Origin of the sequence: Streptococcus sp. Marseille-P6264, from assembly GCF_902460355.1 — a bacterium.
GTDB lineage: Bacteria > Bacillota > Bacilli > Lactobacillales > Streptococcaceae > Streptococcus.
Map to the genome: position 1 here is coordinate 35710 of NZ_CABPTO010000005.1, position 14117 is coordinate 49826.

General features: G+C 45.6%; 10 protein-coding genes. 2 read left to right on the forward strand and 8 right to left on the reverse strand.

Translation table 11 applies throughout. The features are described 5' to 3' along the window. Positions 1-11: 11 nt before the first annotated feature. Entirely contained in the window at positions 12-4400 is a 4389-nt protein-coding gene (locus FZ941_RS07260) for a PolC-type DNA polymerase III (protein WP_148887385.1), read from the reverse strand. Between the two features lie 167 nt (positions 4401-4567). Here FZ941_RS07260 and FZ941_RS07265 point away from each other — a divergent pair, with 167 nt between their 5' ends. Both FZ941_RS07265 and FZ941_RS07270 read left to right on the forward strand, forming a co-directional pair. Continuing rightward, the gene (locus FZ941_RS07265; RefSeq protein ID WP_148887386.1) at positions 4568-5110 is read left to right on the forward strand and encodes a DUF1307 domain-containing protein; all 543 of its coding nucleotides are present in this window, start codon (positions 4568-4570) and stop codon (positions 5108-5110) included. Between the two features lie 150 nt (positions 5111-5260). Next, positions 5261-5728: a hypothetical protein gene (locus FZ941_RS07270; protein WP_148887387.1), complete on the forward strand. Its 468-nt coding sequence runs from the start codon at positions 5261-5263 to the stop codon at positions 5726-5728. Positions 5729-5828: 100 nt separating this feature from the next. Here FZ941_RS07270 and FZ941_RS07275 read toward each other — a convergent pair whose 3' ends face one another. The 7 genes from FZ941_RS07275 to tkt all read right to left on the reverse strand — a co-directional run bounded on the left by FZ941_RS07275 (position 5829) and on the right by tkt (position 14039). Further along, entirely contained in the window at positions 5829-6209 is a 381-nt protein-coding gene (locus FZ941_RS07275; protein WP_148887388.1) for a PH domain-containing protein, read from the reverse strand. Positions 6210-6451: 242 nt separating this feature from the next. Beyond that, positions 6452-8302: a proline--tRNA ligase gene (locus FZ941_RS07285; protein WP_148887389.1), complete on the reverse strand. Its 1851-nt coding sequence runs from the start codon at positions 8300-8302 to the stop codon at positions 6452-6454. Between the two features lie 45 nt (positions 8303-8347). Further along, the gene (rseP, locus tag FZ941_RS07290) at positions 8348-9604 is read right to left on the reverse strand and encodes an RIP metalloprotease RseP (RefSeq protein ID WP_148887390.1); all 1257 of its coding nucleotides are present in this window, start codon (positions 9602-9604) and stop codon (positions 8348-8350) included. A gap of 70 nt (positions 9605-9674) precedes the next feature. Then, complete coding sequence (locus tag FZ941_RS07295; RefSeq protein ID WP_148887391.1) at positions 9675-10478, reverse strand: phosphatidate cytidylyltransferase; 804 nt, start codon at positions 10476-10478, stop codon at positions 9675-9677. Between the two features lie 15 nt (positions 10479-10493). Then, a complete protein-coding gene (locus FZ941_RS07300; RefSeq protein WP_148887392.1) occupies positions 10494-11243 on the reverse strand; it encodes an isoprenyl transferase in 750 nt (249 codons plus the stop codon). Between the two features lie 216 nt (positions 11244-11459). Continuing rightward, positions 11460-11795 (reverse strand): preprotein translocase subunit YajC, encoded by a 336-nt coding sequence (gene yajC, locus FZ941_RS07305; RefSeq protein WP_125372110.1) that lies wholly within the window; start codon positions 11793-11795, stop codon positions 11460-11462. 267 nt (positions 11796-12062) lie between these two features. Next, positions 12063-14039 carry a transketolase gene (gene tkt / locus FZ941_RS07315; RefSeq protein WP_148887393.1) on the reverse strand — a complete coding sequence of 659 codons (1977 nt, stop codon included), beginning with the start codon at positions 14037-14039 and terminating at the stop codon, positions 12063-12065. Positions 14040-14117 lie beyond the last annotated feature (78 nt).

Consider the following 14117-nt stretch of genomic DNA (forward strand, 5'->3'; position numbering starts at 1 on the left):
CTTTCTATATTTTAGAAAAACTCATCAAACAGACTCAACTGGTTATCCTCAGGCATATTGCCTAGAATGCCCATGTCGTCCATTTTTTCGACTAGGGTGCTAGATAGGCCACCGCGCTTGCGGAGCTCCGTCTTAGAAAGGAATTCGCCTTCTTCCCGCGCTCTAACTAATTGGCGAGCAACGTTATCACCCAGACCGTCCATAGCAGAGAATGGTGGAATAAGGGTATCCCCTTCGATGAGAAACTCAGTCGCGTGGCTCTTGTAGAGATCTAGCTTTCCGAATTTGAAGCCCCGCTCTAGCATTTCATTGACGATTTCCAGAGTCGTATAAAGATCAATTTCTACATTGGAGGCTTCGTTGTTCTTGCGCTTTTCAGCGATTTCGCTCATCCGGCGTTTGACGGCATCAAGTCCGCCACTCATGGTCTTGATATCAAAGGCCTTAGCCCGGATGGAGAAATAAGCACAGTAGTAATAAATCGGATGATGCACCTTGAAGTAGGCCACCCGCAGGGCCATCATAACGTAGGCTGCCGCATGGGCCTTGGGGAACATGTACTTGATCTTTCCACAGGACTCGATGTACCACTCTGGCACATTGTTTTCCTTCATGGCAGTGATATAGCCATTGCGCTCTTCTTCAGAAATTTTCAGCCAAAGGCCCTTCCGCACGCGCTCCATAATGGTAAAGGCCATCTTAGGATCCAAGCCCTTATGCATGAGATAAACCATGATGTCGTCCCGACAACCGATAACAGTGGACAGGTCGGCAATCCCTTGCTTGATCAAGTCCTGAGCATTGCCCAGCCAAACGTCCGTACCATGAGAGAGACCAGATAGCTGTAGGAGCTCGGCAAAGGTCGTCGGATGGGTCTCGTCAACCATGCCCCGTACAAAGTTGGTCCCAAACTCCGGAATCCCCAGCATACCAGTCGGCGTGCCGATTTGCTCCTCAGTCACACCCAGAATATCTGTCCCAGAAAAGAGAGCCATGACGCCAGCATCATCCATAGGAATGTCGTTTGGATCAATGCCAGACAAGTCCTGAAGCTTCCGAATCATGGTCGGATCATCGTGTCCCAAAACGTCTAGCTTGAGGACATTTTCATCGATATCATGGAAGTTGAAGTGGGTGGTCTGCCACTCGGCTGTCACATCGTCAGCTGGATATTGGACCGGTGTAAAGTCATAAACATCCATGTAGTTGGGGATAACAACGATTCCACCCGGGTGTTGTCCAGTCGTCCGCTTGACTCCGGCAGCTCCCTGCGCCAGACGCTCAACTTCTGCATCCCGGTAGAACTTCCCGTAGTCGCGCTCATAGCCCTTGACAAAGCCATAGGCCGTCTTAGCCGCAACGGTACCAACGGTTCCAGCCCGAAAAGCATATTCCTCCCCAAAAATGTCTCGAACATCTAAGTGGGCACTAGGCTGATCCTCTCCGGAGAAGTTCAAGTCAATATCGGGTACCTTGTCTCCGTCAAATCCAAGGAAGGTCTCAAATGGAATATCCTGACCGTTCTTGCTCAGCTTGTGACCGCACTCTGGACAGTCCTTATCAGGCATATCAAAACCAGAACCATAGGAACCGTCTGTTATGAACTCGCTGTATTGGCATTTGCCACAGACATAGTGGGGTGACAGGGGATTAACCTCGGTAATTCCAATCATGGTCGCGACAAAGCTGGATCCGACAGACCCCCGCGAACCTACCAGATAGCCCCGCTCATTGGAGCGTTGCACCAACATCTGCGAAGCCAAGTAAATCACGGCAAAACCATTCCCCAAGATAGAGGTCAGCTCTTTTTCAATTCGCAAGTCCACGATATCTGGCAGCGGATTGCCATAAATCTCAAAGGCTTTTTGATAAGTCAACTCGGCAACTGTCTCCTCAGCCTTGTCAATGAAAGGCGTATAGAGGTCGCCCTTGACCACCTCTACCGGCTCAAAGGTTTCCGCCAGCTGATTCGGATTGGTGATAACTAGCTTCTTAGCCAAATCCTCGCCTAGAAAGGCAAATTCGTCCAGCATCTCATTGGTGGTCCGGAAGTGAGCCTTAGGAAGCGGAGCCGGCTGGGCATTTTCACCGTGGCCAATGGTACGGTTAATCATGGCTCCCTGACCGAGACTGCGGACGATAATCTCACGGTAGATTTCTTCTTCCGGCTCGATATAATGGACGTTCCCCGTCGCAAGGACAGGCTTACCCAAGCGTTCTCCGACCTCAATCAGATTGCGAATAATGGTCTGCAGTTCTTCCTGGTCCTTGATCTGCTCTTTGGCAATCAGAGGCTCATAGATAGCCGGCGGCATGACCTCGATAAAGTCATAATACTTGGCTACTTCGACAGCCGCATCTACCCCCTGAGAGACAACAGCGTCATAGACTTCGCCTTCTGAGCAGGCTGAGCCCAGAATCAGTCCTTCACGATGGGCATCTAGTACAGTCCGTGGAATCCGTGGGACACCTTCAAAATACTTGGTATTGGACAGACTGACTAACTTGAAAATATTTTTTAGTCCCGTCTGATTTTTCACATAAATGGTCGCATGCTTGACCCGAGCCTTCTTGTAAGAATTCTCATCAACCAGATCCGTATTCAAATCCTTGAGATTGGTCACACCATGCTTTTCAGCCACATCCTTGATAAAGATAAAGAGGAGGCGGCCCGTCGCTTCCGCGTCATAGTTGGCCATGTGGTGGTGCTCCAGAGCAATCTGGAAACGCTTGGTCAAGGGTCCCAGACCATGACGCTTGTATTCTGGATAGAGATTGCGGGCAAATTCCAGCGTGTCAATAACTGGCTGAGTGATTTTCGGCAGGCCATGCCGCTCATAGTTGACATTCATAAAGCCCACGTCAAAGGTAGCATTATGGGCAACGAGAACACTGTCCTGGCAAAATTCCTGAAACTCTTTCAGCACTTGCTCTAGCGGTTTGGCATTGCGGACATGCTCATCTGTAATCCCAGTTAGATCCGTCGTAAAGGCCGAAAGAGGATGCCCAGGATTGATAAACTCATCAAACTCAGCGATGATATTGCCCTTGTGCATCTTGCTAGCAGCGACCTGAATCAGGTCATTGTAAACAGCTGAAAGTCCCGTCGTCTCCACGTCAAAGACCACATAGGTCGCATCACTCAGCTCAATGTCCACTTCATTGTAGACGATGGGTACTCGATCTTCTACAATATTGGCCTCCATACCATAAATCAGCTGAATACCAGCTTTCTTGGCAGCCTTGTAGCCATGGGGAAAGCTCTGCACATTGCCATGGTCGGTAATGGCGACAGCCTTGTGGCCCCACTTAGCTGCTGTTGCAATGATTTCCTCGACCTCAGGCAGGGCATCCATAGTAGACATATTGGTATGGGCGTGAAATTCAACCCGCTTCTGTCCCTCAGGCATCAAGTCCTTGCGCTCATAGTGGGTGACTTCCTGCACATCCTGCACATTCATGGTCAGGTCACGGGTGAAGTTATTCATCTCCACATTTCCGCGCACGCGTAGCCAAGCACCTTTCTTAATCATGTCAAACTTCTTAGCTTCTTCTTCGTTTTTCATCCATTTTTGCAAGGAGAAGCTGGAAGTATAGTCTGTCATCTTGAAGTTGAGCAAGACCCGGCCGGTCCGAGTGACTTTCTGCTCTAGGTCAAAGACCATTCCCTCGAAAACCAGACGGTTTTCCTCAGTCTGAACTTCGATCATAGGGGTAATTTCTGCTTTGTCTAGATTGGGCTTTGCTGCAGCCTTGCGAGCTTGGAAATCATAAGTCGGCTTTTCCTCTGGTGGTGGTGCCATCTGCTGTAGGGATTCCATGGCTTTGAGCGCCTCTTCATTGGCCGCTTGGACAATCTTGTCATTCTCCGCCTGGAAATTCTCCGCTTGCTGCTGGGTCAGCTCATCGCTATGCTGAACCTGACAGGTCAGATGAGGAAAGCCGTACTTGACTAGCTGGCGACTAAGGTTTGGCAGGTGGTTCTTGCGAAAATGCTCCGTATCAATGGTTGAAGCTCCCTCAATCAGCAGTTTCTCCCCATCCAAATGAACCCGCAAATCCTGATACAGACTCTTAAAACCATGGCTAGCACAAGGTCCTTCCTCAAAGGCCAGCTGGTAATAAGCCTGCAAGAGCTCATCTGATAGCTGAGAATTCTGACAGTGAATTTCAAAAATGGCCTGATTGCCCGTCTTAGAAAACTCCTGAGCTAGGCGCTTCTGCAATTCCCGAAAAATTTCAATGGGCAGAATATTCGCAAAAGAAAAATGAAACTCCCAGACCCGACTGACCTTGTGGACCAGAACCTTCTCAATTTCTGCATTCAAAAAGGCCTCTGAATTTCGCATTTCCAGTGGCATATCCAGCTGATTCATTAAAATTTCAAACTTGTTTGACATGACATTTCCTCGTACAGTAGTGACCCTATTTTACCATAAATCAGCACTTTTTTCGATAGAAAAAGAGCGGAGTAAAGTTGTTGATGCCTATATATTTATATATTTTCTTGTCTTAAAACTAAGTTATGATATAATAGAAAAAACATTTATCAAAAGGAGTCTTAACTGTGAAGAAAATTTTACTAGCCAGCATCTGTCTGCTGACTTTGACTGCCTGCAGCATGCCTAAGCAAACTAAGCACGAAAACAAACCCAACCAAAGTCAGAGCCAAAGCAAGCCAAAAAAAGAAGAGAAAGTAAAAACCAAGACTTTTGCTTACAACATGCCTAACGGATACAATAATAAAATTGTTACTTATTATCAAAAAGATAAGATTCGAGCCTTCGATTTTATGGCTACGAAACCGACTCAAGAGGACGAGCAAGGTAAGAGTCCTGAAGAAATCAGCAACATTTATCAAGAAGAATTAAAAGCTGGTGACTTTTATGATAAATTCAGCAAGTTAGATGGAGTCACACTTGAAATCAAAGTTTCAGAGGACAAGAAAACCGTTGCACAAGTTGCCCACTTTGATCTCAGCAAAGCAAAAGAAAAACAAGTCATGGCTGCTTTAGGGGAAACAACTAAAGATAACCTATTCAAAAAGCTTAAGGAAAAGCCCGAAGATTTCTTTGCTTTTCTGCTATCTCAAGGATTCACAGAAGAATGAAATCTTTTCTGACTTATTTTTTACTTTAGAAACTATCCTGTCTTGCTAGCCAACTCCTTAGTTCGCCAGCAAGAAAAAACTTAGAAAATATTTTTTAGAGCAAGCTATTGGCTTTCACTTCTCCAATAGCATGATTTTCAAGGAGTTTTTATGCGCTTAACTAAAAAAACTGTTTTTATTGGTATCGCTTCTCTTCTTATCGTGGGCTTAGCTGCATGGGGAGTAAATGTATTTCTCGTTATGAACAACGCTCAGAAAAGCTTTGATAAAAATTTTATTCACTTTCAAGCTAAAAGTGATGACAACGAAACTTTTTTTACTCAAGGCATCGGAAAAAAAGAAGCCTATAATTTATCCTACTCTCCTGCTAAGAAGACCATTGAAATAAGCAAATCGACTAAAAATGGAGATATCTATTCTTCCGATTCCATTTACGGAGCAGTAAAAGTCTATGATATAAAACAAAACGCTAATCGCTATGTCTTTTTAACAGCTGCAAAACCAATAATCGTTGACTTTGGAATAACTTCAGTCAAGGTAACTTATGACGGAGGTCATTTTGAAACTCCATACTCTGAGCTGCATTTCGGTGAAACTTTCCCTAGTGAAGACAACTAGATAGGAAGTATTCCAGATCATCAAACTTTATTTATGAACTAACCAAGCTAATAAGCTATGGTTAGTTTTTGTTTGCAAAAAAAGCGGTTAAAACCGCTTTTTATCTCAATACTGCTTCTGCCAGCGCTTTTTGGATGGCAATGACACTTCTATCACTTCGGAAGGTCAGAGTTTCAGCTGGTTCCTCAGCACTGGAAACCCAGATTTTCAGCTCAGCGTCTAGGTCAAAATGGCCAGCCGTTTCCACTGAAAAGCGAGAAATGGAGCGATACGGATAAGACTTATAAGCCGTTTTCTTGCCTGTCACTCCCTGCTTGTCCACCAAGATCAAGCGCTTATCTGTAAAGACAATCAAGTCGCGAATAAGACTGAATGCCAGCTCTACATTTTCTGCTGGCGTCAGAATGTTCTCCAATTCTCTTTCTGTTTTTTCAATATCTTTCTGAGAAGCATTGCCCAATAAACCGCTGAATAATCCCATTATTCGGTCCTCCTTTCCATTTTCCCTACTATAGCATTTTCAAGGCCAATAAGCAAAAGAAAGAGAGTGGGACAAAAGTCCTAGCCTCTCAATTGTCTTTGGATTGTCGAGCAAGACGCAGTGGTTGAGTGGGCTCTATTACGCTGATTTCATCAGCTTTTATAGCCCTACTCAACTGTGCGGAGGTGGGACGACGAAATCGAATTTTAACGAATTACCGATTTCTGTCCCACTCTCTGCTTTTATTTTGTCAAAATAGACAGAGTTTCGAGCAGATTATCAGCGTGGACTTCAATGGTATCGCCAGTAGCTTTGATCTTGACTTCGACGATGCCTTCTGCAGCTTTCTTACCAACTGTCACACGGATTGGGAGACCAATCAAATCGCTGTCGCTGAACTTAACACCAGCACGCTCATTGCGGTCATCCACCAAGACTTCATAACCAGCACTTAGCAAGTTAGCCTCGATTTGATCAGTCAGAGCCAAAGCTTCCTCGTCCTTGACATTGACCGGAATCAAGTGCACATCAAATGGTGCCAGCTCTTTCGGGAAGTTGATGCCCCAAGCATAGCGGAATTCACCCTTAGGAGTTTTATTGACAAAGAGGCGAGCGTGTTGCTCCATAACAGCAGAGAGGAGACGACTGACACCGATACCGTAGCAACCCATAATCATCGGTACTGCTCGGCCATTTTCATCCAAGACATTGGCATTCATGCTGTCAGAGTAGCGAGTTCCCAGCTTGAAGATATGCCCAATCTCAATCCCACGGGCAAATTTGAGGATACCTTGACCATCCGGAGACACTTCACCTTCACGAACTTCGCGGATATCCACATACTCAGGGCTAAAGTCACGGCCTGGATTAACACCAGTCAGGTGGTAGCCATCTTCATTGGCTCCTGCCACAGCGTTAGAAAGGTCTTGGACTCTACGGTCTGCGATAATAGTCACACCTTCAGGCAGATTGACTGGGCCTAGTGAGCCAAATCCTGCGCCCAAGAGTTGACGGACTTGATCTTCACTCGCCACATCAAAGAAATCTGCACCCAAGTGGTTTTTCAGCTTGACTTCGTTGAGCTGGTCATTGCCGACAAGGAGGGCTACGACAGGCTTGTCATCAGCCATGTAAACCAAGGTCTTGATTGTTTCTTCTGTATCAACTTGTAGGAAAGCTGCTACCTCATCAATGGTCTTGCAGTCAGGAGTTTCTACACGCACCAACTCTGCTTCCGTCACTACCTTTTTGTTTGGTTTGTAAGCATTGGTTGCCATTTCTAAGTTAGCTGCATAGCTAGATTCGCTAGAGTAGGCAATGGTGTCTTCACCAGAGACCATCCATTTAAGCAATTCTGCCTTGATTTCTTCTTGCACTTCTGCAGGAATCTCATCAAATGACGCAACTGACTTGTCCAAAACGACCCAACGGTCAAGGTCTGTACGAGCAGGCGTGATCGCCATAAATTCCTGACTATCCTTACCCCCCATAGCGCCACCGTCACCGATAATGGCTTTGAAATCTAGCTCACTGCGAGTGAAGATTTTCTCATAAGCAGATTTGTACTCATCATAAGTTACATCCAAACTATCATAGTTAGCGTGGAAGCTATAGCCGTCTTTCATGATAAATTCACGGGTACGAAGAAGACCGTTACGTGGACGCTTTTCATCACGGTACTTAGGCTGGATTTGATAAAGATTGAGTGGCAATTGCTTGTAAGACTTAACAGAATCACGGACAATGGAAGTGAAAGTCTCTTCGTGTGTCGGACCTAGGATAAAGTCTGATTTTTCACGATTTTTCAGCTTGTAGAGGTCTTCACCGTATGTCTCGTAACGACCTGACTCGCGCCAGAGATCTGCACTGAGCAGGGCTGGCGCCAGCATTTCAACCGCACCAATCTTATCAAACTCTTCCCGCATGATTTTTTTAGCTTTTTCAATGACACGGTTAGCCAGTGGCAGATAAGAGTAAACTCCCGCAGAAACTTGGCGAACATAGCCAGCTCGCAACATAAGGGCATGGCTGATAACCTGAGCATCGCTTGGCATTTCGCGCAGCGTTGGAATTAGCATTTTACTTTGTTTCATAAAAACAAAACTCCTTCATAGAATATTTTTCAATCTTTTAAAATGTTAGAAGAACAATTTCATAATATCATTCCAAGTCACAGCAATCATAAGGACAACCATGACAGCTACCCCTGCAAGGGTAACATAGCTTTCTGTTTCGCGTTTCAAGGGTTTGCGACGGATGGCCTCAAGGATATTGAGGACAATTTTTCCACCGTCCAAGGCTGGAATCGGAATTAGATTAAAGATCCCGATATTAAGAGACAGCATGGCTAAGAGACTCAGAATAGCCGGCAAGCCCTGTTGAGCAGCCTGACTGCTGACATTATAAATAGCAACTGGGCCACCTAATTTATTTAAATTAAAGTTAAAAATCAAATCTTTCAAGGCTGTCAAAATCCGACCTGTAGTCGTCCAAGTAGCGGTAAAGCCTCCGATCACCTTGTCCCAAAAACCAGTCTTGATAGCAGGTGAAACGCCCAATAGATAGCGATCCCCCTCTTTTTTGGGTTTAATGTCCACCTTGTGAGTCTGACCCTCGCTCTTATAAGTGATGGTCAATTTTGGTACATCTGCCTTATCTTTAGTCGCTGCTGACACTGCTTTGGTTAGGTCATCCCAGTTTGCAATCTCATAATTGTTGACTTTCAGAATCTGGTCATCGCTTTTCACCCCTGCCTTGGCAACAGCACCACCTTCCAGCACCTGAAAATGATTGCTGTTTTCATCTTGGACACCGCCTTGCAGAAAAGCCAAGAACATAAAAACTAGAATACTCAAAATGAAATTGTTCATGGGACCAGCAAAATTGGTGATGAGACGTCCCCAGATAGTCGCATTTTGATACTGAACATCCAGCGGAGCAATCCGAACTTCCGTTCCGTCCTCCTCAACAATAGTCGCATCGTGGTCAACAGAATAAGTCCTGGTCTCATCCAAGACCAGCCCTGTAATCTCCAGCTTTTCTTCAAAATCAAAACTGGTCACATTCATAGGTAGAGCCGTCTGATCGATTTTCTTACCAGACAGATTGATACGGACGACTTTTCCATCTTCATTCAAGGTCAGACTAGCTGGCGTACCTGTTTTGATTTCTGTCGAATCCTCGCCCCAGCCAGCCATGCGGACATAACCACCGAGCGGTAAGATCCGAATCGTATAGGCTGTTCCATCCTTGCCAATATGAGCAAAGATTTTCGGGCCCATCCCAATGGCAAACTCACGAACTAGAATGCCTGATTTTTTGGCAAAGTAGAAATGTCCAAACTCATGAACCACCACGATGATCCCAAAAATAATAATAAATGTAATAATCTGCATAAGTCTAATCTTTCTCTTAAGATTGTTCATTAAGCCAAGAAGGCTTTCGAGTGCTTAGCCACCAAACTCCTTAGAACAGGCCAAAGAGGTGCATCAGTGGAAAGACAAAAAGCAAGCTATCAAAGCGATCCAAAACGCCGCCATGCCCAGGAATAAACTTCCCTGAGTCTTTCACACCAAAGTGACGCTTAATAGCGCTCTCTACCAAGTCGCCGAATTGGCCAGCAATACTAAAGACAACAGTCAAGAGCAGCATGGTCACAAAGCTATACGGATTGGCAACTTGCGGACGGACAGACATAAAAATCGCAGAAACCAGCACCGCTGAGATAACTCCTCCTAAACTGCCTTCAATGGTTTTATTTGGCGATACCTTTGGCAATAATTTTCTCCGCCCGTAGCGGGTACCGACCAGATAGGCCCCACTATCTGTCGCCCAGACGATAAAGAGGGCCAGCAAAACCTTGTCCACATTCACCAAACGGGCATCGATCAAAGCATTAAAACCTAGACCAACATAAAAACTAGAAGCAATCGGATAAGCCGCATCTTCAAAGCTATAAGAGGAACCTAAAACAGTCGCTCCTAGCAAGACAAAAACGACCAAGCCATAAGCCATCACATTGCCGTCCACAGGTAAAAATTTCAGGTAGTTCTCAAGTGGCAGGGTTAAGACAAAAGCTGCCAGCATAGCCAATCCACCCTCTAAGGTCGCTGTCGGAAGCCCCTTCATCTTAAGCAATTCATGTACTGCCAGCATGGCTAGAAGACCAACGCTGATCTGGAAGGGAATCCCTCCCATCTTCACTAAAGGAATAAAAATAGCTAGAGCAATTCCTCCAAAAAGAAGACGTCTTTGTAAATCTAAACTCATCTTTTTCTCCCTCCTTTATACACCGCCGAAGCGTCGATTGCGACGATTATATTCTACAACCGCATCCTTCAAAGCCTTCTCATCGAAATCCGGCCAAAGAATATCTGTAAAATACAACTCGCTGTATGCTGTCTGCCAAGGCAGGAAATTACTAAGGCGCAGCTCGCCGCTCGTACGAATGACCAAGTCAGGATCCCGTAAACTTGCGGGCAGACTGCTGGTGTAGAGATAATCTCCAAGCATTTCCTCTGTAATAGCCGCTGGTTGAACTTTCGCATCTAAAACATCTTGGGCAAGCTTCTGAACCGCTTGATTGATCTCAGCTCGTCCGCCGTAGTTCAGGGCGAAATTCAAAATCAAACCCGTATTCAAGCGAGTCAGCTCCTCAGCCTTCTCCAAAGCCTCAAAAGTAGCTTTAGGAAGGCGCTTCGTATCGCCAATCATTTGAATTTTTACATTGTTTCTGTGCAATTCTGGCACATAGCGATCATAAAACTCAACCGGCAAATTCATAATGAAGGACACTTCTTTTTCTGGTCGCGTCCAGTTTTCCGTTGAAAAGGCATAGACTGTCAAGACCTGCACACCCATCTCCTTGGCTGCAATCGTCACTTCTTGCAAGGCTTCCATACCTGCCTTATGACCAAAGACGCGCGGCTGCATACGTTTTTTAGCCCAACGGCCATTGCCATCCATGATAATGCCTATATGCTTGGGAACAAGCAAGGCCTCATCGAGCTTTTCTTTTTTCTTAAAACTAAACATATTTTTTATCCTATTTAAAGTTTTATCATTTCATTATATCATAAATCCTTTAAATGTGGGCAGGAGAGCTGATTTTTCGTCTATCAGAGCTGATGATGAATAGCCGGTAGTGTATGCAGGCAGGTTTCGCTTGTATCGCACAACTATAATATTGTAAAAGATGAGCTTACAAATGTCCTTAAAATAAAAAAGACAGCCTCTCGACTGCCCTATATCCTATTCTTCAATTGCGGTATCTTCATCAGACACAGCGATATCGCCTTCCACTCCCGTAGCGGCTGGGATGCCTTCTGTCAATGGCAAAACCGTCTTAATGGCTGCCAATTCAAATGTCAAGAAAACACCGTCTACGTCCAAGACAACAGTCTTACGCTCTGAATCAACTTCGTCAACAGTTCCGTAAAGGCCACCAATGGTAATGACCTCATAGCCTTTTTGCAGTTTATTAAGGCTTTCCATCCGTTTTTCAGCTTGCTTTTTCTGTGTCCGTACTTGGAAATACATCATTCCTACTAGTACAACAAAAAAAATAATCATCATTGTTGGATTCATTTCTCTTCTCCTTTGGAATTCATCTACTAATTACTATAGCAGATTTTGGCCATTTTGACAAGGCAGGAAAATGATTTCCAAAAGAGAGTGGGACAGAAATCGGTAATTCGTTAGAATTCGATTTCGTCGTCCCACCTCCGCACAGTTGAGTAGGGCTGTAAAAGCTGATGAAATCAGCGTAGTAGAGCCCACTCAACCACTGCGTCTTGCTCGACAATCTAAAGACAATTGAGAGGCTAGGACTTTTGTCCCAGCCTCTATGTCTTTTTATTTAAGATTTTTAACAACTTCTGCTACGTGCTCAATTGTAAAGCCGTATTCTTCCAGAACCTTGCTTGCTGGAGCAGATGCACCGAACTGGTCGATTCCGATAACTGCGCCGTCCAGACCGACATACTTGTACCAAGGCTGGCTAGCTGCCATCTCGATCGCTACGCGACGACGAACTGCATTTGGCAGAATTTCTTCTTTGTAGGCTGCATCTTGAGCATCAAAAAGCTCTGTTGATGGCACACTGACCACGCGGATTTTAGTTCCTTCTGCTGCAAGTGCCTTAGCAGCTGCAACAGCCAAATTAACCTCAGAACCAGAAGCCAATAAGATGGTATCGAAATCTGCTCCTGTTTCGTAAACGACATAAGCTCCTTTAGCTACCTTGTCAAAGTTTGTGCCGTCTTCAACTGTCAGATTTTGACGGGTCAAGACCAGAGCAGTCGGAGTAGATTGGCTCTTAAGGGCTAGGTACCAAGCAGCCTGAGTTTCACGCGCATCTGCTGGGCGAAGAACAGTCAGGTTTGGAATCGCACGCAGACCAGCCAAATGCTCAATCGGTTCGTGAGTTGGGCCGTCTTCACCTACTGCAATAGAATCGTGTGTGAAGACATAAGTCACTGGCAAACCTTGAAGGGCAGACAGACGGACAGCTGCCTTAACATAGTCTGAGAATACGAAGAAGGTACCACCGTAGACGCGAAGACCGCCATGAAGCGCCATACCGTTGAGAATTGTTCCCATAGCAAACTCGCGCACACCAAATTGGATATTGCGGTTGAGACGGTGGGCATCATCCTGCAGACCGTCTTCCTTGATGTAGGTCATATTGGAGTGAGCCAGGTCAGCAGATCCGCCTAAGAAAGTCGGAAGCACCTTAGCTGCTGCATTGAGGGCATCCTGACTAGAATTACGGGTTGCTTGAGAGAAGCCATTTTCAAGCACTGGAAAATCTTCTGGCTTGATCTCCACTGGATCCTGACCAGCAATGATAGCTGCTACTTCTGCTGCCAATTCTGGATGGGCTTGCTTGTAGTCCTCTACTAGCTGTTTCCAAGCATCGTAGGCTGCTGCACCACGCTCTGCTACATTTGTGCGGTAGTCTGCATAGACTTCCTCAGGAATCTCAAATGGCGCATAGTCCCAGCCCAAGGCTTGACGAGTAGCTTCTGCTTCTTCTGCTCCCAGAGGCGCACCGTGAACTGCATTCGTTCCTTGCTTGTTTGGAGAACCGTAACCAATAACGGTCTTCACTTCAATCAAAGATGGCTTGCCAGAAGCTTTCGCCTCATTGATAGCTGCATCAATGGCTGCTAGGTCTGTGCCGTCTTCCACCAAGGCAATATGCCAACCGTAGGCTTCATAGCGGGCACGAACATTTTCTGTAAAGGAATCCTTGGTTTCCCCGTCCAAGTTGATATCATTTGAATCATAGAGGACAACCAGCTTGTCCAGCTTTTGCAGGCCAGCGTAAGAAGCCGCCTCAGCTGAAACTCCCTCCATCAAATCGCCATCACCACAGATGACGTAAGTGTAATGGTCGAAAATTGGATAGCCATCACGGTTGTACTTGGCAGCCAAGAAACGCTCTGCCTGAGCAAAACCAGTCGCTGTAGAAATCCCTTGTCCCAATGGTCCAGTCGTCGCATCAACTCCAGCCGTATGACCAAACTCTGGGTGACCTGGTGTCTTAGAACCCCATTGGCGGAAATTTTTGATTTCTTCCATGCTGACATCTTTAAAGCCAGACAGATGGAGCAAGGCATAAAGCAACATAGAGCCGTGGCCTGCAGACAGAACGAAGCGATCGCGGTTAATCCAATTTGGCTCTTCTGGATTGATACGCAATTGTTTAGTAAACAGATCATAAGCCATCGGCGCAGCGCCCATCACGACACCAGGGTGGCCTGACTTAGACTTTTCAATCGCGTCAATTCCTAAAAAGCGAATGGCATTAACAGATAATTGTGACATTGAATTCTCCTTATAAAAAATTTAGCGGGCTGCTACAACCAGCAGACATTCCTACGCTCATTTTTCTTATTTCCATTA

What these genes read in the sequence shown, in the direction of transcription:
- FZ941_RS07260 (WP_148887385.1), bottom strand. Translation starts at nt 4,400, where the DNA reads ATGTCAAACAAGTTTGAAATTTTAATGAATCAGCTGGATATGCCACTG.
- FZ941_RS07270 (WP_148887387.1), top strand. Translation starts at nt 5,261, where the DNA reads ATGCGCTTAACTAAAAAAACTGTTTTTATTGGTATCGCTTCTCTTCTT.
- FZ941_RS07275 (WP_148887388.1), bottom strand. Translation starts at nt 6,209, where the DNA reads ATGGGATTATTCAGCGGTTTATTGGGCAATGCTTCTCAGAAAGATATT.
- FZ941_RS07285 (WP_148887389.1), bottom strand. Translation starts at nt 8,302, where the DNA reads ATGAAACAAAGTAAAATGCTAATTCCAACGCTGCGCGAAATGCCAAGC.
- rseP (WP_148887390.1), bottom strand. Translation starts at nt 9,604, where the DNA reads ATGCAGATTATTACATTTATTATTATTTTTGGGATCATCGTGGTGGTT.
- FZ941_RS07295 (WP_148887391.1), bottom strand. Translation starts at nt 10,478, where the DNA reads ATGAGTTTAGATTTACAAAGACGTCTTCTTTTTGGAGGAATTGCTCTA.
- FZ941_RS07300 (WP_148887392.1), bottom strand. Translation starts at nt 11,243, where the DNA reads ATGTTTAGTTTTAAGAAAAAAGAAAAGCTCGATGAGGCCTTGCTTGTT.
- yajC (WP_125372110.1), bottom strand. Translation starts at nt 11,795, where the DNA reads ATGAATCCAACAATGATGATTATTTTTTTTGTTGTACTAGTAGGAATG.
- tkt (WP_148887393.1), bottom strand. Translation starts at nt 14,039, where the DNA reads ATGTCACAATTATCTGTTAATGCCATTCGCTTTTTAGGAATTGACGCG.